The sequence below is a fragment of the Weissella viridescens genome (assembly GCF_003862435.1).
GTDB classification, from domain to species: domain Bacteria; phylum Bacillota; class Bacilli; order Lactobacillales; family Lactobacillaceae; genus Weissella; species Weissella viridescens_A.
Genome location: NZ_RHGY01000005.1, coordinates 68,963 through 89,333, shown reverse-complemented (window position 1 = coordinate 89,333; position 20,371 = coordinate 68,963). Strand labels below are relative to the sequence as shown.

Here is a 20,371-nt window from a genome sequence, read left to right as displayed (position 1 = left end):
CGATGACTAAACTCGCCATTGAAAATTTCAGTTTCCGCTATCGGGACTCCGGCCCTGATGAACTCAGTCAAATTACTTGGACACCCGCTGCGGGTAGTTTTAACCTTCTGATTGGTGCATCAGGTTCCGGTAAATCTACGTTACTTAAAGCCATGACCGGTCTATTACCACAATTTGGTGGCACAGTTACTTCCGGGGAAATCACCCTCGACGACTTGCCCATTGCCACCGTGGCTCCTTTCGAACGCGCCAAGCGGGTGGCCCTTTTATTCCAAAACCCGAACCGACAGTTCGCCATGGCCACACCGCTCGAACAAATAACGTTTGCCCTTGAAAATATTCAAGCGCCAGCTGCCGACATCCCCCATCAAGTTGATGAGGCATTAGCCACCATTGGCATCACCGCACTGGCCAACCAAAATCTAATCACCCTTTCCGGCGGTGAGAAGCAAAAAGTCGCGTTAGCTACAATTCTTGCGCTTGGGAGTGACTATATTCTGCTTGATGAACCATTCGCTAATGTCGATCCGCATGCCCGCCATGAATTGATGCATTTGCTCAAACAACTTCAAATGCACCATGGCAAGACCATTATTGTCGCTGATCACGATTTTTCTGGCTATCCGGACTTGATTGATACTGTGTATCAATTGGTCGATCATCAGCTCACGCAAACGGACGCCAGCGTCCTTTCCGCAAATACTGGTGTTGACCCGCTTTTTCCAGCACCTTCGCGCAACGCCTTGAGTCCGTTAGCATTGGATGATGTATCGATTGACATGGCTGGACGTCCCTTAATTGAATCCGCCACGTTTGCGCTGCCAGCCGGTCAACTCGGCCTGCTATCTGGCGTCAACGGAAGTGGGAAGTCAACGTTATTTGCAGCAATAACCCATCAACGTCCCTATCGAGGTTTGTTGCACTGGGATGGCCAAGATAGTCAAAAAATAAAAATGAAACGCTGGGCCCAAACTGTCGGCCTTGTTTTTCAAGACGCGATGGACCAATTCGTTGCTTTAACGGTTGCCGATGAACTTGCCTTATCTCAAAAGCATACCCGACTACCTGATTACTGGACAACAGCACGCATTGAACAGACCCTGGATCAATTGAACCTAACGCCACACACTGAGGCAAATGTGTATCAATTATCCGGTGGCCAACAAAAGAAACTTCAAGTCCTCAGCATGCTCATTATGAGCCAGCCGGTATTGCTTTTGGATGAACCGTTGGCAGGCTTGGATACCGTTTCTATGCAACACGTCTTGGACTTAATTCAAACAAGCATTCAAGCCAATCACATCAGCGCCTTAATGATTTCACATCAACGAATCGGCTTAGCTGATTATGTCGACTATGAAATTCACTTACAAGGGCACCATTTAATCATGGGAGGTGCACAATGACCTTCAATCCAAGTGTTTTATTGATTATTCTCTTAGGGATTGGCTTTCCCATGGCTTTTACTCAGTCAATAACCGCTAATGTCGTGGTTTGTGTGCTGGCGCTATTGTATCTCATGCTTCACCACGCCAATCTTAAAACCATTGGCTTAGTGACGCTAATTTCACTCCCTCTCGCTTTGGGGACCGGTTGGTCCTTCATCGCTTTCGGAACAGGTGACGTCTGGCTGCAAGCGTGGCTGCAAGTTAGTCGTCTCTTCGCCTACTTATTCTTGGGGATGTCCCTCACACTGACGACCCCAGTGAAAGATATGTTGATGAGTTTCGTCTTACATCTACATCTTTCACCAACCTTCGCCTACGGCTTGCTGGCAGCGTTTAATCTGCTACCACGTATCCAACGCCAAGTGAAAACGATTCGTTATTCTGCCAATCTGCGTGGCATGACGTATCATTTGTGGCAACCCCAACTGTATTTCAAAGCCATTTTAAGTGCGATTCAATGGTCTGATGATTTAGCACAAGGGATGGCCTCACATGGGTTTTCTGAGGGCTTCCCACGTACCATGACCTATCAAGATACGCTACCGAAATGGCAATGGTTAGTTGCTGGTATCCTTATTATTGGCTATGTGGGGATGAGTTTTTTCATTTAACGCCCCCTACACCCACCCCAACAAAAACCCCGCCTAGCTAAATGCTAAGCGGGGTTTTTAATCTGTCATATTTTAGGCATCGCCTTTTTGTGCTTCAATAATGAGCATCATTGGTCGCCTTAATTCATCGCGCATACCTGGCTGATCCAACATTCGTTCTGGTGGTGTTGGTTCAATCACATGTTCAAGTATAAATCCATTTTTTAATAATGTCTCGATGTACGTCGTCAAGGTACGGTGATATTTTTTGACATCTGATCCAAGAAAATGGGTTGCACGTTCGCCTTCTTCAAAATAATGATCCACGGGAAAATGATCAATATTCCCGTCCGTATCTTTGACCCAGTCTTCTGACCCTTCTGCCGTGAAGATTGGATGTTCCACGGTAAAAATGAGTTTTCCCTGCGGTTTAAGCATGCGTCGCAATTTTTGAATGAGCTGTTCGTAATCAGCAACATAATGTAAGGCTAAAGAACTCAAAATGACGTCGAATTGTTCATCAGCAAATTGCAGACTTTCAGCATCCCCTAATTCATATTGCACAACGTCAGGATACTGATTTTTAGCCTTGGCTACCTCTAGCATTTTCTCAGACGGATCAATTCCGATGACAGATGTTGCACCTTGTTCCGCAGCATATTGGCAATGCCAACCATACCCACAGCCAATATCTAAAACCGTCTTCCCTTGGAAATCTGGCAAAATTGCTTTAAGCGCTTCCCACTCGCCAGCACCAGCTAATCCCTCCACACTGCGTTGCATCTGACTATACGCGTCGAAAAACGTCTCATCATCGTAAATTGATTTTTGCATGACCTTCACTGCCTCCTGAAATCAGTTTGTTGCGCCTATTGTAGCATAAACGTAGCGATACAAAAAAAGGCCACGCGCTATGCCTGGTCTTTTTTAGTCAATGCTGGCTGGATTTGCTGATAAATCCCCCACATCACATAGATAATCGCAAAAGTTAGAAAAGTTGAGCATGTCACATCTGTCAAAAAGTGTGCACCTACTCGAACTCGGGCTAAATCAACGATCACGGTAAACCCAATGCCCCCAAACCACCATAACTTATGCCACTTTCCCGTGGTAAACCAGGCTAGAACAACTGTTAAAGTTGCTGCCATCGCATGCCCTGAGGGAAATGACTTATGACCATTTGCTCCATTCATCGTATACCATGCCGTAAAGTGGTTACCTTGTTGCATTAATTCATACGGCCGTGCGCGCCCCCATGCCTGTTTGAGTGCACCATTCACTGCCATTGCTAGCAAAACGGTCAACGTAGCAAAGACCGCAACCACGAGCAGACCTTCCAATTGCTGTACTGATTTATTTGTGAGCCACAGCTGGATCAAGCAGGTGAATAGTATAAAAATAACGACAGCGATGACAAAAGTCATGCCTGAGCTCAGTGGGCTCACTTGCATATCGCTGTTCGCCACAGCCACCGGCTGCCCCATTTTTACATTATGTAAAACAGCTCCACCGTAACTAAGGACTTCTTTCAAAGCTTTCTGGGTTTGCCAGAGTCCTAACGCGCCACTTCCCACCATTAAGCAATTCGCAAATAGGCGATTTGTGCGAACGCGCCAACCATACGCCATTCCAATTTCGCCACTCACCATCACGACCAGATACATTGGCAAAATACCGATAATCTGAAAAAAGGTACCATACCAACTATTTTGATTCATGAACGTGCGACTAATCGCGAGATCAAAGCCAGTCCCAATCAACATAAGCACTAAAAAGATGCTACTTGCGAGACCAAAGACTTGATATTGTTTTTTAACTGACATCATGCGCTCCATTCTGGTTTTATCTTTCCCTATGTTATAAGAAAGGACCCCAGAATAGCAAGTGCAACATAAAAAAGCGCTACGGTTCCCCTAGCGCCTTTGGTTTTATTGTAATTGATTCGTTGGTGCGATTAATATGCGATATAGTTCCCACATGATATAAATAATTAAGAATGTTAAAAATCCTGAGAAAACAGTATCACTCATAAAGTGGGCGCCGATGCGCACACGTGAGATATACATAAGGACGGCATAGCCAATGCCAAAGCCCCAAATATACCGATGCCACTTTCCAGTCGTAAACCAAGCAAAAACAATCATTAGGGTTGCCGCCATTGAATGACCAGACGGGAATGATAGATGTCCGTTGGGTCCATTAATGTGATACCACGCTGTAAAGTCACTTTGTGTCGCATTTAATTCGTACGGACGGACCCGACCCCAGGCTTGTTTTAAGGCAATATTGGCTTCATAGGCTAAAAATACCGTTAAGGATGCAAACACACTCACAATAAGCAATTGTTTCACTTGTTGGTCTGATTTATTGTATAACCAATATTGCAAAACAGCTGTCACGACAATAAAGATAAAAACCAAAATGACATACGTTACTGCCAGATTTAAGCTCGCTTCGCTGCTATCACTATTGGCCAACCCAATTGGTCGATGGCGATGCAAGTTATCTTGCACAGCTAAGGAATAGCTTTCAATTTCTGATAAATATTTTCGGAGTTGCCAAATCGCCAACGCGAAGCCACCCACGATTAAACTACCTGAAAAAAGTCCATTCGTCCGATCACGAAATCCATAGGCCATCGCAATTTCACCACTTAAGACGAGTAGCATATAGACTGGAAATTCCCCAAATGTCTGAAAAATCGTCCCAAAAACACTATTATAATCAATGAAATGACGACTAATTTGCAAGTCCCAAATGCCTGCAATCACCATGAATACGACAAAAATCCCCGTCGCACCAATAAACCATCGTTTCTGTTCTGCAACGCTCATCACATACGCTCCCTTTTTGTTAGCCACTCTACTACACTTTTTATTATGGCAGGTCGATGTAAATCTAGTGTAAATTTATGGTAAAGAAAAACGCCAGTGTATTATCACACACCAGCGTTTTCGCTTTATTTATCGGCAAAAGCAATATCTGCCAAATGTTGATGATCGCGCCAGAAACCTGTCAGTGAAAGGTGCTGCGTTAAAATCTTCATCACGAGATCTTCGATTGCCATATCATCTGACAAAGCAATCACAACTTGACCATCTGTCTTAGAAACAATGTCGACTTGTGGCACTTCCGTTAAGAAGGTCACTAAGTTTCCAGCATCATCGGTCGTGAAGACATAGTGATTTTGCGCTAGACTGTCTGCTTCCAAATCTTGCATGGTTCCAGATTGATCAATCTTTCCATTCCGCAAGATATACAAATAATCACTATTCGTTTCAAGCTCAGTCATGTTATGTGAGGTTAACAAAACCCCTTTACCCTGCTTAGCTAATTGCATTACCAGCCCCAACATCACCTTAGCCGATGGCACATCCACCCCAGACGTTGGTTCGTCAAAGATATAGGTATCAAAATCACCGACATAAGCTTGCACGAAACTAATTTTTTTCTTCATGCCAAATGAGTACGTACTCATCTTCTTATTCAAATCATTACTGATTTCCAAAACATCAGCAATATGCAAGGCATCTTTATAATCAGCCTTTTTGATTTTACACATATACTTTAGAAAAGCTTTTCCAGTCATTTGAGCGTATAGGTTGTCTGCATCCGGCATAACTGAAACCGTACCATGCGCGACTTCACCACTCGTTGGGCGGAAATAACCACTAATCAAACCAATGATTGTTGATTTACCAGCGCCGTTTGGCCCAACAATGGCTGTAATTTTACCATCCGCAATCTTCAGATTAATATCATCCAAAACAACTTTATTTTTAAAGCGTTTGTTCACATGCTTAAGTTCAATCATGCTACACCTCCTTGCGACTGAAAATCAAACCACCAATAACGGTCAATCCAACACTCAGTGCGAAAACAGATAGGATGCTGCCCCAATTAGCGGGTTCTAAATAACCAAATGGTGTTAACTTTAAAATGAAATTAATAATATTATTGGATTGGATTGCATTGATAAGCGCCAAAACAGGTAAGACAATGCCGACAATTGCCGCTGTGAAAATGCTGAGCTTTTCTTGATTAAAGAGACTTGAAATTAACATTAATAAAGCCGCCACATATAAGAACGTGACAAACAACATCGAAATATCCAACCATGGCAAGTCAAACTTTTGACGATAAACGAGAACAAAGCCAAACGTTACAACACTCAACAAGACTAAATAAACGAAGATAGCCAGGAACTTTGCTGCATAAATTTTAACACGTGAGACATATGGCACAATAAATCGAATTGTTTGTCGATCCACTTCACCTGAAACAATACCACCGAATAGGGCACCGGCAATCAGTAAGCCAAAAATCAACAACATCACATCAACCGAACCAAATAAGGGAAATTGACCTGCATCTGGATTCACGACAAATGTCTCTTTGTTTTTGGCGATAACATAAGCCATCCCAGTAAAAACGATATAGACAAAAATATTCTTCTTCGTTTTAAAGGCATCCAAAAAATCTTTTTTAAATATTTGCCACATAGTACTCCTCCACTTTTTAGCATTACATCATTATAACATGTTCATATCTAACCCTTTAACCGACCAATTTCTACCCTACTCGTACCTAAAGAAAAAACGTGATAACTCAAGAAAGAGTCATCACGTTTTTTAGGGTTATTAACCGCGCTTCTTCAAACCAAATCCTAATGCACCCAATCCAGCTAACATAGCTGCACCGGCAATGGCTAGACCGTTTTGTTGGTCTGAACCAGTGTTAGGCAAAGTCTTGGCATTTGACCCATGGAACTTTTCCATACGCGTTTGTGCTTGTGATGCGACAACACCGTTTGATTGCTTAGTAGCAGTTGAACCAGCGTTCTTAGCACCAGTGTTTGCTTCAATCGCATCATCTTCGTCATCAAGGAATTCATCTTCAAAGTCATCAAAGTAATCATTAAAATCATCAAACAAGTCATTGAAGTCTTCATCATCGATGCCGTACTTATTGACGTAATCTACCAATGCGTTGTAAACATTGATTGGATCTTCATAAAATGTCTTCAAGAAGGCATCGTATTCAGCATCCGTCATGTTCAAATCAGGATTCTTTTCCAATAGATCTGCAAGCTTGTTATTCAAGTTTTCAAAGTAATCTGAAGTCTTGTTATACATTGCATCATCATCACGCTTAGCGGCAACGTTTGCCTTTGGCGCAGCAGCCTTTGGTGCAGCAGCTTTTGGAGCTACCTTAGCCTTAGGTGCAACAGTCTTTGGTGCTTCTGTTGTTGCAGTTGCATCAGCCTTTGGTGCTTCTGTTGTCGCAGTTGCATCGGTCTTTGGTGCTTCTGTTGTTGCAGTTGCATCAGTCTTTGGTGCTTCTGTTGTTGCAGTTGCATCAGTCTTTGGTGCTTCTGTTGTTGCAGTTGCATCAGTCTTTGGTGCTTCTGTTGTTGCAGTTGCATCAGTCTTTGGTGCAGCTTGATCTAGGGCAACCGTGTTGTCGGCTGTAGATGTTGCAGCTGGAGCAACTTGTGTTGTCGCTGGAGTTGATGCCTTAACATCGTCAGCGTGTGCATTAGTTGTTCCTTCAGTTGCAACAACTGCAGCAAGCGCAGCTGAGGCAAACAATAATTGCTTCTTAGTCATATGTTCTCTCCCGAATAATAAAAAAATACTTCCAATGAATTAAATACTTAAGGTAAGTTTAACAAAATGATTTTATAAGTCAATGGAATATGACAAAATTTACAAACGAAACTCAGTTACTAATATAATATAAGTAATAAAAAAGGCATTATTGTGCATACATATCAAGCATTTTCTCACTTTTTATGACAAATTGTCACAGAAAATTTTTTCAAAATACCATTTGATTAATTGGCGCTCGGCCCAAGCAGATTCAATAATTCGAACAGCTGTAGTTGGCCTGGTGCTGAGGTTTCGGTCAGGCTACCAAAAGTTAACTGCGAACCGAACTGGTACCCTTCCATTCGTGACCTTTGCCCAGCTACACCCATTGCTATCGTGATGAGCGGTTTTTCTGTCTTTGCAGCAACTGACTGTGTCACCATTAATAGCGTCTGCGCCTCAGCCGACGTCTGCACACTTTCAGCAAATTTAACAACGTCGACGGGCAGTTGCACCATCTCAGCTAAAATTGTGTGCACAGCAGGTTGTTCGAGGTCAAAACAATGCTTCGACCCAATCACGGTCACTTGCTTTTGCTCAGCCAGCGCACATATGTCAGTCATCATATCCAAATGGTCGACTTCAATATCAATGGCGCTCGCTCCGTTGGTGACAGCAAGCAGATTTAACTGATGGTACAACTGCTGATCAAATACCGCTTGTCCGCCTTCCGCCTGAGTCCGGTAGGTCACCAATACCGGCTTATTAAACTGCGCCAACAATTTGGGCATTATTTTAATTAAATCAAAAAAAATATGCCAAGCATCGATTCGCCATTCTATGATATCGGCTTGGCATTGATTAAACTGATTAATTTGGGCTTGAAACATCGCTTCATCAGCTACCAGCATTGGCACTGCAATTAAAGGGCGTTGTGGTGTCGCCAGTGCTGTCCCAATTTTTAATGCTTTAGACATCTTCTAACTCCTGTTGGATGGCACTAACAATTGCGTCGGGTGTGAGCTGTTCGACTGGTTGCACAAATGTTGCAACTTGCTGGTATTTCGCAAGCCGTGCTTGATAGAGTTCCACCACATCTTGGAAAGACTTTTCTGCCAGAATGGGGCGTGTTGTATCCCCCATCAAGCGTTCTGCCACCGTACCAAAGCGAGCATCCAAATAAACGACTGGAATTTGCGCTGATTTTAATAACTGCAAATTTTCGGGTTGCTCAACGATACCCCCGCCAGTGGCTAAGACACCCTGTGCTTCACCCAAAGCTTGTTGCAACACTGCTTGTTCACGTTCTCGAAATGCGGCTTCTCCATCCTGCGCAAAAATTGCACCAGGTGTTTGTTGCGTCTGTGCTTGAATGAGTGCATCTGTATCATAAAACGGAACGTTCAGGCTTTCAGCTAAGGCTTGCCCGACCGTGGTTTTACCGGCACCCATGAAGCCGACTAAAATTGCTGTTAACATCGAATGCCCTCCCAATCATAATTGTGCTAAATCGTTGAAAAATGTTGGATAAGAAATGGCGACCGCTTCTGCACCTTCCAACGTGATGGTTCCTTCTGTTAGTAATGACGCAATTGCTAACATCATCCCAATCCGATGATCGCCATGACTATGAACCGTTGTTGGCTCTGTTACATGTAACGCAGTGGGACCAACAATCCGGAACCCATCTGGTAAGGCAGTGATTTGCGCCCCTAATCGATTTAATTCCGTTGTCACAGCATCAATGCGATCCGTTTCTTTAACGCGCAGTTCCTCGGCGCCAGTAATTTCGGTGACCCCTTTTGCTTGCGTTGCTGCTAAAACAAGCAATGGCATTTCATCAATCACTGCCGGTATATCCACTTCAGTGACTTTAATACAATGCAACTGCTGCGTTTGTGCCAACACATCACCAATGGGTTCACCTGTTGTCGACTGCATCTGAACTGGAATCTGCGCACCCATGCGGGTTAACAATTGAATCAATCCCGTGCGTGTTGGGTTCATCCCTACTGCCGGTAATTTAATGCGACTTTCTGGAACAAGCACGCCAGCGGTCAACCAAAAGGCAGCTGAAGAAAAGTCACTAGGTACCGTCACTGTTGCTGGCGTTAACTTTTGTTCAGCGGGTACAGTTAACGTTTTGCCATCCCGAGCTAAAGTCACCCCAAAAGCAGATAACATGCGTTCGGTGTGGTCTCTGGTCGCAATCGGTTCGGTAATCCGCGTCGTTTGACTTGCTTGGAGGCCAGCCAGAATCAACGCACTTTTTACTTGCGCTGATGCGACCGGCAACGTGTATTGTATCCCATTTAACGTCCGATTTGGTGCCAACTGAATGGGCAAGCCTGTGGCAGGTGTCACAGTCCGTAAGCCCATTTGTTTGAGTGGGTTTAAGACGCGGCCCATCGGCCGTTGTTGGAGGCTAGCATCCCCTGACATATCAAGTTCAAATGGTTGCTTGGCCAGCACGCCCAAACTCAATCTAAGCGTCGTTCCCGAATTCCCAAAATCAAGGGTCTGGCTTGGCGCACTGAAACGTGCGAACCCTGGACTTTGAATGACTGTTGTCGCACCTTGGGTTTCAATCGTGACGCCAAGTTGGCGATACACACGCATGGTCGTTTGCACATCCTCAGCCTCTAATATGTGTTCAACGTGCGAGGTTCCCTGCGCCATACTACCCAACATAAGCGCCCGATGCGAAATACTTTTATCACCCGGAACATGAACGGTCCCCGTTAAATGGGTACGTTTACCTGGTAATTGTTGTTGTGTCATATTAAAACTCTTTCAATTCAGTTCGATATTGGTCAACTTGGGCTTTAAAGCGTGCCATCTGATCCGTATCAAACTTATCTAACATCGCTTGGGCAATGGTAATTGCAACCATTGCTTCAGCAATGACAGCTGCAGTTGGTACTGCTGTCGTATCAGAACGTTCGATAGATGCCCGGTCAGTTTCATGCGTAGCAATATTGACACTTTCCATTGGCCGATAAAGGGTTGGAATCGGCTTTACAACACCCTTCACAACAATCGGTTCACCTGTCGTCATCCCGCCTTCAAAACCACCTAAATGGTTTGATGTTCGGAAAAAACCACGGTCAGCATCCCAACCAATTTCATCCATGACTTCACTACCAAATGCTTCCGCATTCGCAAAGCCACCACCAAACTCAACCCCTTTAAAGGCATTAATACTGACAATGGCTTGGGCAATTTGACTATCCAATTTTGTATCGGCTGCAACGTATGAACCCAACCCAGCTGGGACACCAGTCGCAATCACCTCAACCGTTCCACCCACGGTGTTACGGTCACGCTTAGTCTGATCAATCAAGTCTTGCATGGCTTGATCAGTTTCAGCATCTAATGTACGTGTTTCAAACTGTTCCGTTTGCGCACGTAAAGCTGACAGATCGTTAAAATCAGTTATGTTTTCCAACGGTGTCCGCACTGGTCCGATATTCACCACAAAGCCATGTACATCCACACCGACTTCCGCTAATAATGTTTTAGCAACCGCACCAACCGCAACACGCATAACCGTTTCTCGTGCTGAAGAGCGCTCCAAAACATTTCGCAAGTCTTGGGCATGCCCATATTTCATCCCACCAACCAAGTCAGCATGACCTGGCCGAGGCCGCAATACTTTGCGCGTACTATTTTCAGGTGTTGCCGCGACATTTGGGTCCATAATATCCGCCCAATTATTGTGGTCACGATTATGGACATTTAACGTAATCGGTGACCCTAGCGTTTCTTGATGCCGCACCCCACCTAAAATAGCAATGGTATCATGTTCAATTTGTTGACGGGCACCTCGCCCATAACCTTTTTGACGACGTTGTAACTCTTGATTAATCATCTCCGCTGTCAACGTTAATCCAGCTGGAATCCCCTCAATAATCGCCATTTCTTCTGGACCATGGCTCTCACCGGCCGTCATATAGCGCATGTATTAATATCCTTTCACGAATGCTTCTAATTTCCGAACATCTTTTTTAACAATGATGGGTTCCCCCACTTGGGCAAGGCCAATGAAATTAATTCGGTCATCCGTGCGTTTCTTATCACGTTTCACTAAATCAAAGAATTCATCTTGTCCAATATATTCTGAAAAGACGGGTAGCCCAACCGCCAATAAACGACTGGTAATTTGGTCACTCACGCCAGCTTGGGTATAACCATCGCGTTCTAAACGATCGGTCATGGCAACCATCCCAATCGCGATGGCTTCACCGTGACGCAAATCACCATGCGCCATCAATTCAATAGCATGCCCAAAGGTATGGCCAAAATTAAGAATTTGGCGTTGGTTATGATCGAATTCATCTTGTACCACAATATCGCGCTTATACTTTAACGAGGATTCGATCACTGGCACCAACTTGCTCTTCAAGTCAGCCACCGATTGAATTGATCCCGTTAAATCAGCAAATGCGCCACCAGCTAATAAACTCATCTTGACTGACTCGGCATATCCTTCAACTAAATCACGCTCAGAAAGCGTCATCAAAAAGGCTGGATCAACCAAAACAAAATCAGGTTGATAAAATGTGCCCATCACATTCTTCACTTCGCCCAAATTTACAGCTGTTTTGCCCCCGATACTGGCATCAACTTGCGCTGTCATTGAGGTTGGTACTTGAATGAGACTAATCCCACGCATATACAATGATGCCACCATGCCAGCTAAGTCAGTAATCACACCACCACCAAGCGCAATCACACCGTCTGAACGGGTAAAGTGATCGTGACTCATTTGTTTCACAATTGTTTGTACCAGTTCAATACTCTTTGATCCTTCACCGGGTGCCACGACGGCCGTGCTAACCGTGAAGCCTGCGTCGCGGAGCTTCTTGACAACAGCCTTCAAATAAATATCAGCCACATTCATATCTGAAATCACAATAATCTTGCGTGGTGACCAAACTTGCCTAACTTTGTTTCCAATCGCGTTGCTCCCACCATTTTCTAAATCAATTTGATAAGGGTGATCTTTTACATTCACATCAATCATCTGTGTGCGTCTCCTTTACGATTGTTTTAATTGCCGTTGCTTTTTGCATTAAAGTCTTTAATTCCTCAGGCGTCAGCGCTTGGGCGCCGTCGACTAAGGCTTTTTCTGGTTGATCATGTATTTCAATCATGAGTCCTTGTGCTCCAGCTGCAACTCCTGCCAACGCAAGTGGCTCAACTAGGGCACGTTTTCCAGCTGCGTGTGAAGGGTCGACCAATACAGGTAAGTGCGTCAATTGTTGTAAAACCGGTACCGCTGCAACGTCAAAGGTATTACGTGTATATTTATTATCAAAAGTCCGAATCCCACGTTCAATCAAAAATACATTTGGATTTCCCGCAGCTAAAATATATTCGGCTGCATTTAACAAATCATCAATCGTAGCTGACATACCGCGTTTCAAACCCACTGGCTTGGTTTGCTGTCCCAGTTGCTTTAACAAGCTGAAATTTTGCATATTGCGCGCGCCAACTTGAAAAATATCCGTATATTGATTAACTAAAGCAAAATCACGCGTATCCATAATTTCAGTCATCATATCTAATCCATATTGGTCGGCTGCCTGACGATGTTCTTTTAAGCCAGTCTCGCCATAACCTTGAAAGCTGTAGGGATTTGTTCGTGGCTTAAACGAACCACCTCTTAAAATTGTTGCGCCTGCCGTCTTTACAGCTTGGGCCATGGCGTCAATGTGCGCTTGACTCTCGATTGAGTCGGGCCCAGCAACTAAGGTAAAGTTTTCCCCACCGATTTGGCTATGGGCAGTCTGAATGACCGTATCCTTAGGTTGCCATTGGCGTGAGGCACGAAGAGCAGTTGGTGCATCGGTAATAACTTGCGCCGTTTCAGGCAAGTCAACTGTATCTAACATCGTCACATCCGGCACACCGACCTGCGTTTGATGATCGAAAATCACAAATTCATTGGGAAATTGCGTCTTCATTTGTGTGTATAGCACTTCAGCGCTATCGTTATTAGGCATTGTTATGATTATCATTTTGCGCTACTCCCATTTCATTCATCAGTGTTAACAAGTCCGGCTGATATCCGGTCCAGCGTTGCTGGCTTAAGCATCCCTGCCCAACTAACATGGCTAATCCATTAAAGTTATTGCGCTGCTCACTTTGCGCTAGACGCATTAACGGCGTATTTGCATGGTTATATTTTAAATCAACAATGTTAACGTGAGCTTGAGTCACCTGCATTTGGGCGTCCGATAAAATCGTTTGATTATCATGCATCCCAACTGTTGTTGCATCAACAATGACGTCCATTTCCTGTAATTGATCATCAATTGCCGTTAAGTCATATAATGGCTGTTCAAGTAAACTTTCTGTAACAGTCGCATACGCATCAAAATGGTCACTCGGCCGATTAGCAACAACGAGTGTGGTCTCCGCTGGTTTAGCAGCCATAATTGCCCGCGCCGCGCCGCCGCACCCAATTAATAGCACGCGCTGACCAGTCAAGATCCCAATTTGATATTGCAAGGCTAACCAAAAGCCCTGCCCATCCGTTGTATCACCAATTAAATGGCCCTGTCCATCCCGAAAAACCGTATTAACGGACTGTGTTTTTTGCGCCAAAGGTGTCACATCATCTAACTCAGCCATTATCGCTTGCTTATAGGGTGTTGTAACGTTCGCCCCGGCTAACTGGGATAATACACCGGATATCTCGGTGTTAAACACCTCTGGATTTATGTCATACAAGGCATAATTTGCGACAACATGTGCTTGTGCAAAGGCTTGTGTTTGCAATTTTGGTGACATGGAATGCGCAATCTGCCAACCAATTAAACCGTAATGTTGCATAACGTTGTATGCCTACTCTCTTCTATAGTGTAAGTATTATTATAACAAATTCAGTGCCAATAATAAAAAGCATTCAACGGATCCCCGTTGAATGCTTGCTTTTAAAAGAAGGTTCCAATGCCATAGTGAATGGCAATCGTTAGTAAGCCTAATAATATATTTCGCACAATCGCACGTCCTGGCAAACCATGACCTAGCCGGGCGCTTAACCAACCCGTTAAGCCAACCGCGAAAACAGTCGCTAAGATGGTCATCGGATATTTTAATGATAATGGACTCAACCACATTGCCAAGAGTGGGAAAATCCCCCCCGCCGCTGCACTGAAGAGCGACGATATCGCTGCTTCGACTGGGCTAACGTAGTGCCCTAATTTAATATTATATTTACACTGCAAGATTGTTTCCAGGGGTGCCTTTTGCATTAAATCATCCGCAATCGCATCAGCTGTTTGTGCCGTTACCCCACGGCCGATGAAAAATTGACTGATGTCGTCGGCTACTGCCGTAGGATCATTGGCCAACCGTTCTTTTTCATGCGCAACCACCACTTTTTCTGAATCAGATTGCGCACTGACCGAAGCATACTCCCCTGACGCCATTGATAAAGCACACGCAAACAGGTCTGCCACCGCCGCAACCATGATTGTAAATTGATTCGTCGTCGCTGCACCAACTGAAAAGATGACCCCGACAACCGTTAAAATCCCATCATTTGATCCCAAAACACCGGCTCGCACCGCATTTAATTTTTCTTCCATGGTCATTTGTACGTTATTTTTCATCGTCGCTCACTCCTATCGTCCCATCAACTTACCAATGAAGAATGTCACTAACATCGTAAAAATCCCGGCAATGACATTGCGCAAGGTCCCTTTCCAACGATCAACCCCTGAAAAACGAGCTGCCGTATACCCAGTAAGGGCTAACGCAATCACGACAGCTATCGCGGTTCCTTGAATCCGCCACTGTGGCATGAGCAACCAAATTGAAAGCATTGGTAACACTGACCCGAGGGGAAACGAAATCATTGAAGCAATGGCCGCTCCCATCGCCGAAACCTCATGATGTAACGTAAAACCGTGGCGCTCACGGACTGTCGTTCCCAAGGCATCTTGATCCATCATTTCTTGAGTCGCTTGGGTAGCCAAGGTTGGTTTAATTCCTAATTTTTCATATTTATCGGCAACAAAATTAAACTCCTGCTGATAATGCGTTTTTAATGCTTGTGCCTGTTCTTCTTCAGCTCGAACTTGGGCATCATTTTGTGAATGAACTGACACATATTCGCCCATTGCCATCGATACAGTTCCCGCTAATGCACCCCCAAAACCGGCAATCAAAATCGCAAAGGTATTTGCCGTTGCACCTGCCACACCAATCACAATCCCAGAAATCGATAAAATCCCATCATTGGCCCCCATCACGGCAGCTCGCATAATATTGTTACGTTGTGCTAAATCAAGTTTTCCCATCTCAATTGCCTCCCGTCTAACTTAGAACCATTATAATTTAGAATGATTCTAAAGTCAAATCAAAAAAAGAACCAGCTGTCGCTGGCTCTCAAGTCATTACATTAAATTATTTTTTGCAGCAATTTTAAGTACTGGGATTCCAATCAAAGGCACAATAATTGCACCTGCGATGATTTCAAAAATACCATTTGTTCCGGCAATCGTTGTGATCAACCAATTTGCTAATCCAGTATGTGGAATTCCGGTAAATGATGTATTCATCACTTTAAAACTTACCCACGTGATAATAAGGACGAGCGCTGTATTGATAAAAGCCGATAAGGCGCCTAGCCCAACTAAGTACCAGCGCTGTTGATGCCATGTTTTATTTTTAACATAACGCCAATATAAGAAACCAATAATAATTCCCACAGCCATCCGTGGAATGAAGGCCGTAAATGGATTTCTAAACATTAAAGCACCAATACTTGGGACTGAAGTCCAAGCATGCCAACATGAATAGGCGGCCCAAACTGCCCCTAAAAGCGCCCCTGTTTTGGGCCCCAAAACCATTGCACCAATCGCTACCGTAAAAGTAATAATGGTCACTGAGGCGCCTAGGAAGAACGCCCCAATTGGCAAAGTTCCCAACCAAGGAACTAGAGATTGCACTAAAATAATCGCAATGAATAATGCCGTCAAAACCAATCGACGACTTTTTTGTGAATGTGCATTCATGATTTTTTAACGCTCCGTTGTTTCATTTCTTTTATTTGCTAAATATGTTTTCATTCGGTCAATTGCAGTATGCAAGGTTTCATCAGATGCTGCATACGAAATGCGGACATAGTCTTTGGTTGCTGAAGAGAAGGATTCACCAGGGATAACCGCAACTTTACCGTTAAAGGCGAGATCCTTAGCAAAGGCATACCCATCATCTCCCATATCCAAAGGAATCTTGGCAAAGATATAAAATGCCCCAGCTGGTTCATCTAAGATGAAGCCCATCTCTTCCAATTCAGGGACTAACCAATCACGACGACGCTTATAAATCGCCTTCATCTCGCTTGGTGCATCTTGTGCATCATTCAAGGCCGTAGCTGCCCCATCTTGAATCACCTTTGGCAAGGCAAACGTAATGGCTTCATGAACCTTTTGCGCTTCTTCAATCAACGCTTTTTCGCCAAAGATAAAGCCAATGCGGTAACCCGTCATTGCGTGTGACTTTGACAAACCATTCAACACAATCGTTTGCTCAGGAATAATTGTTGACAATGAGACGTGTTCTTGATCATAAGTTAATTCTGAATAAATTTCATCAGAGATTACCCATAACTTATGCTTTTTAAAGACGTCTGCCAATGCTTCCAATTCTTCGCGTGAATAAGTCACACCCGTTGGATTATTGGGATAGTTTAATAAGATAGCCTTAACAGGAACATTAGCTGCAGCAATGGCAGCTTCAACACTGGCTGGTGTTACCTTAAAATCATCTGGACGTGTATCAATTGACACTAATTTCCCATGGGCCAAATCTAGGGCTGGGTAATAAGCTGAGTACAAAGGCTCTGGCATAATTAAGCCCTCCCCAGGGTTAAGCAACGTCATGAAGATGACGTTAATTCCCTCAGATACCCCCTGGGTCACAATCACATTATCAATGTCATGATAAGGCAAATCGTACTTTTCATGGAAATAGTCTAGTGCCGCTTGACGCAATTCTGGTTCACCTTGCGAAATGGCATAGTGTGAGTTATTTTCGTTAATTGATTGAATCATGCGGTCTTTAATGCGTTGATCTACGTTAAAGCCTGGCTCACCAAAAGTGAGGCGAATTAAATCCGGGATGCCGCTCACTAATTTTTGAAAGTCAGTTAATTTATCTTCAGTCATGTTCATGACTGTGTCACTCAAAGGTTGTACAAAATCTGCGTTAGTCATTTCAGGCCCCTTAATGTTAAATTTTCATGTGATTATTATATCACGTCCTTGCTTTTTGCCAGTTTGTTTCAATAATTATTGCTAGAATTTAAAGCATTTTTAAATTGATAAACACTTCACAAGTGTCGTGTTTAAAAAAGCCCAGCTCAGCTGGGCTTAATTGTTTATGCTTGTAGTTTCTTAGCCATGTAGGCTTGGATTCGACGCATTGATTCTTCCAAATCTTCTGTTGATGCGGCATATGACAAACGAATGTTGCCTTGGCCACCTTCACCAAAGATTGAACCAGGTGCAACCCCGACCAATGCTTCCTTAGCCATGTCACGAACAAAGGCCATATCGTCCATATCAATTGCTTCAGGAATCTTGGCAAAGATATAAAAGGCACCACTTGGGCGAGCAACAGTAAAGCCAGCAGCTTCAAGACCGCTTTGTACAATATCACGACGAGCTTGATAAGCATCGCGCATCTCTTCAGCATCTTGCAAGCCGTTGTTCAAGGCTTCTGTCGCAGCTGCCATCATTGGTCCTGGCGCAGTTGTCACAAGGAATTGGTGCATCTTAGTCACGTGTTGCATCAACGCTTGTGGTCCGGCCACATAACCAACACGGTAACCGGTCATGGCATGTGACTTAGAAAGACCACTTACCAAAATCGTTTGTTCGGGCAAAAGCTTAGACATCGTTGTGTGTGGTCCATCAAAACAAAGTTCAGCGTAGATTTCATCTGAAATCACAATCATATCACGTTGACCCAAAAGATCAGCCAAGGCTGCCACTTCAGCTTCATCGTACGTCACACCAGTTGGGTTTGATGGGTAGTTAATCAAAATCCCCTTGGCGTCTGGGTTGGCTTCCAAAACAGGCGCCAACTTTTCAGGTGTCAAACGATAATCTGGTGCTGTACTCAAGCCAACAATTTCAAGTCCCAAAATCTTTGCAATGGCATCATACATTGGGAATGATGGCGTTGGAATAATAATTTTTTCTCCTGGATTGAACAACCCACTCATCGTGGCAAACAACGCTTCAGAAGCTCCAACTGTTACCGCAACTTCATTATTTGAATCATAGCGTGGTGCTTGGAAACGGTTAACCAAGTAGTCGCTAATTGCTTGACGCAATGCTAAATGACCGGCAGGTTGTGCGTAATGAGAATCATCATCATCAATATCGCGCTTTGCAGCTTGCTTAATATGTTCAGGAACGGCAAAATCAGGTTCCCCTAAAGTTAGCTTAATCAAACCAGCAATTTCTGAGAATTCCGCATCAATCACACGAATTGGTGATGGCAAAACGGTCGCAAGTTGTTGGTTATGTTGGTTGGCTAAACTTGGTTTTACTTCTGGCATGTTTTTACTCCTTTTGACTCACAGGTCATATGGCATATCTCACCGGATATTGGACAACAACACATAGGAAAATCCCTATCTATTTTTTCTGATTAACTAATAGTATACACATTTTCAGACAATTTGGCGCTATTTTTATTAAAACCATTCACACTTCATGTCATTTTATTAAAACAATGTTTTCGCATAATCGCGAATGGCTGGTTCGTAGCCGGCACCACGAACGGACGGGTCACCATCTAGCAAGTCATGAATTTTACCACCATGATTAGCATAATTGAGTGACTCAGTATTTGCAATTTGTTGCAGTTCTTCAATCGTATAGGCATCGCGCGTCAAATCAAAGCGAACTGACCCATCTTCTTGTAACACTTGGTGTGCTTCAAGCGCATTCCAAATTGAAACCAGTTGATCATGCTTATCTAAAATAAATTCTGAATGGTAATCATGCGTCACAATCTTTAAATTCGATGCATCCGCTACCCCGCGGTTATGATAACGGGCGTCAGGATAACGAACCTGGCGATGCAAGAATTTTTGAGCCGACTGTTTCAAACCTACACGCGTCATATTCTGGGTGCGCGCAAAATCAATCATTGGCTTACCTAAATAATAACGTAATTGATGATCCACAACATCGTTAAGCATGGTCATTGAAGGTTGCCCAAAGAAACGTTTCGTTCGCGTTTGGTATTTTGCATACATTAACCGTGCCACACGATTCGTAAAATCAATGTACGTTCGCAACTGTTGCATCTCCCCAATGTATAAATAATATAGGGTTGGTGTCGCGCCACGTTCTGACCAAAAACCCAAGCGGGTCATTTGCACAAAATTTTCCGCATCAAGTTCAAGGCCCATGACCTGTTCAAGCATAGCAATCCGTGCGGTAGCATTCTCCTGGCTTGGCTTAAATTCAGCCATTAACATATCGGTAAATATTTCCGAGCCAATTCGGTGTGCATCAAACCACAGCCGCATTTGGGTCGCTTGTTGGTCAAATGATCGTGTTTCAAGGAGGCGTTCAACATTCATTTGATACTGCTTAATCGCAGCCGACGACCAACCATCTTGAGTTAATTGCGCGATTTGTTCGTCTAATGTCAAAACGGCATACCGTTGGTCGTCTTGGCGAAAAGTTGCTCCAGTTCTCATTAC

21 protein-coding genes are annotated in these 20,371 nt (G+C 43.9%); 2 read left to right on the top strand and 19 right to left on the bottom strand.

Annotation, left to right across the window (positions count from 1 at the left end):
• Positions 1-2: 2 nt before the first annotated feature.
• Positions 3-1,406 (top strand): ABC transporter ATP-binding protein, encoded by a 1,404-nt coding sequence (locus D3P96_RS05605; protein WP_124943393.1) that lies wholly within the window; start codon positions 3-5, stop codon positions 1,404-1,406.
• Positions 1,403-2,059, top strand: coding sequence for an energy-coupling factor transporter transmembrane component T family protein (locus D3P96_RS05600; protein ID WP_124943392.1), 657 nt, complete (start codon positions 1,403-1,405; stop codon positions 2,057-2,059). The genes D3P96_RS05605 and D3P96_RS05600 overlap by 4 nt, the downstream gene beginning before the upstream one ends.
• Positions 2,060-2,131: 72 nt before the next feature.
• Here D3P96_RS05600 and D3P96_RS05595 read toward each other — a convergent pair whose 3' ends face one another.
• The 19 genes from D3P96_RS05595 to D3P96_RS05505 all read right to left on the bottom strand — a co-directional run bounded on the left by D3P96_RS05595 (position 2,132) and on the right by D3P96_RS05505 (position 20,368).
• The gene (locus D3P96_RS05595) at positions 2,132-2,872 is read right to left on the bottom strand and encodes a class I SAM-dependent methyltransferase (protein ID WP_124943391.1); all 741 of its coding nucleotides are present in this window, start codon (positions 2,870-2,872) and stop codon (positions 2,132-2,134) included.
• 77 nt (positions 2,873-2,949) lie between these two features.
• Positions 2,950-3,861 carry a phosphatase PAP2 family protein gene (locus D3P96_RS05590; RefSeq protein ID WP_185696099.1) on the bottom strand — a complete coding sequence of 304 codons (912 nt, stop codon included), beginning with the start codon at positions 3,859-3,861 and terminating at the stop codon, positions 2,950-2,952.
• A gap of 105 nt (positions 3,862-3,966) precedes the next feature.
• Complete coding sequence (locus D3P96_RS05585) at positions 3,967-4,872, bottom strand: phosphatase PAP2 family protein (protein ID WP_124943389.1); 906 nt, start codon at positions 4,870-4,872, stop codon at positions 3,967-3,969.
• Positions 4,873-4,997: 125 nt separating this feature from the next.
• A complete protein-coding gene (locus D3P96_RS05580) occupies positions 4,998-5,852 on the bottom strand; it encodes an ABC transporter ATP-binding protein (RefSeq protein ID WP_124943388.1) in 855 nt (284 codons plus the stop codon).
• 1 nt (position 5,853) lies between these two features.
• Positions 5,854-6,540, bottom strand: a complete 687-nt coding sequence (locus tag D3P96_RS05575) for an ABC transporter permease (protein ID WP_124943387.1) — start codon at positions 6,538-6,540, stop codon at positions 5,854-5,856.
• Positions 6,541-6,678: 138 nt separating this feature from the next.
• Positions 6,679-7,647, bottom strand: a complete 969-nt coding sequence (locus D3P96_RS05570; RefSeq protein ID WP_124943386.1) for an LPXTG cell wall anchor domain-containing protein — start codon at positions 7,645-7,647, stop codon at positions 6,679-6,681.
• 227 nt (positions 7,648-7,874) lie between these two features.
• Entirely contained in the window at positions 7,875-8,606 is a 732-nt protein-coding gene (locus D3P96_RS05565; RefSeq protein WP_124943385.1) for a type I 3-dehydroquinate dehydratase, read from the bottom strand.
• Positions 8,599-9,108, bottom strand: a complete 510-nt coding sequence (locus D3P96_RS05560; RefSeq protein WP_124943384.1) for a shikimate kinase — start codon at positions 9,106-9,108, stop codon at positions 8,599-8,601. The genes D3P96_RS05565 and D3P96_RS05560 overlap by 8 nt, the downstream gene beginning before the upstream one ends.
• Before the next feature lie 15 nt (positions 9,109-9,123).
• Complete coding sequence (gene aroA / locus D3P96_RS05555) at positions 9,124-10,410, bottom strand: 3-phosphoshikimate 1-carboxyvinyltransferase (protein WP_124943383.1); 1,287 nt, start codon at positions 10,408-10,410, stop codon at positions 9,124-9,126.
• A 1-nt stretch (position 10,411) separates the two neighbouring features.
• Complete coding sequence (gene aroC, locus D3P96_RS05550) at positions 10,412-11,590, bottom strand: chorismate synthase (RefSeq protein WP_124943382.1); 1,179 nt, start codon at positions 11,588-11,590, stop codon at positions 10,412-10,414.
• Between the two features lie 3 nt (positions 11,591-11,593).
• The gene (aroB, locus tag D3P96_RS05545) at positions 11,594-12,655 is read right to left on the bottom strand and encodes a 3-dehydroquinate synthase (protein ID WP_124943381.1); all 1,062 of its coding nucleotides are present in this window, start codon (positions 12,653-12,655) and stop codon (positions 11,594-11,596) included.
• Positions 12,648-13,652 carry a 3-deoxy-7-phosphoheptulonate synthase gene (gene aroF, locus D3P96_RS05540; protein ID WP_124943380.1) on the bottom strand — a complete coding sequence of 335 codons (1,005 nt, stop codon included), beginning with the start codon at positions 13,650-13,652 and terminating at the stop codon, positions 12,648-12,650. Before aroF ends, aroB begins: the two co-directional genes overlap by 8 nt.
• The gene (locus tag D3P96_RS05535; protein ID WP_124943379.1) at positions 13,630-14,469 is read right to left on the bottom strand and encodes a shikimate dehydrogenase family protein; all 840 of its coding nucleotides are present in this window, start codon (positions 14,467-14,469) and stop codon (positions 13,630-13,632) included. Before D3P96_RS05535 ends, aroF begins: the two co-directional genes overlap by 23 nt.
• Positions 14,470-14,570: 101 nt before the next feature.
• Positions 14,571-15,251 carry a VIT1/CCC1 transporter family protein gene (locus D3P96_RS05530; RefSeq protein ID WP_124943378.1) on the bottom strand — a complete coding sequence of 227 codons (681 nt, stop codon included), beginning with the start codon at positions 15,249-15,251 and terminating at the stop codon, positions 14,571-14,573.
• A 12-nt stretch (positions 15,252-15,263) separates the two neighbouring features.
• On the bottom strand, positions 15,264-15,941 hold the full coding sequence (locus tag D3P96_RS05525; RefSeq protein ID WP_124943377.1) for a VIT1/CCC1 transporter family protein: 678 nt from the start codon (positions 15,939-15,941) through the stop codon (positions 15,264-15,266).
• Positions 15,942-16,037: 96 nt separating this feature from the next.
• On the bottom strand, positions 16,038-16,658 hold the full coding sequence (locus tag D3P96_RS05520; RefSeq protein ID WP_124943376.1) for an ECF transporter S component: 621 nt from the start codon (positions 16,656-16,658) through the stop codon (positions 16,038-16,040).
• Between the two features lie 6 nt (positions 16,659-16,664).
• Positions 16,665-17,861: an aminotransferase class I/II-fold pyridoxal phosphate-dependent enzyme gene (locus tag D3P96_RS05515; protein ID WP_124943375.1), complete on the bottom strand. Its 1,197-nt coding sequence runs from the start codon at positions 17,859-17,861 to the stop codon at positions 16,665-16,667.
• A 164-nt stretch (positions 17,862-18,025) separates the two neighbouring features.
• A complete protein-coding gene (locus D3P96_RS05510) occupies positions 18,026-19,213 on the bottom strand; it encodes an aminotransferase class I/II-fold pyridoxal phosphate-dependent enzyme (protein ID WP_124943374.1) in 1,188 nt (395 codons plus the stop codon).
• 168 nt (positions 19,214-19,381) lie between these two features.
• On the bottom strand, positions 19,382-20,368 hold the full coding sequence (locus D3P96_RS05505; RefSeq protein ID WP_124943373.1) for a DUF3114 domain-containing protein: 987 nt from the start codon (positions 20,366-20,368) through the stop codon (positions 19,382-19,384).
• Positions 20,369-20,371 lie beyond the last annotated feature (3 nt).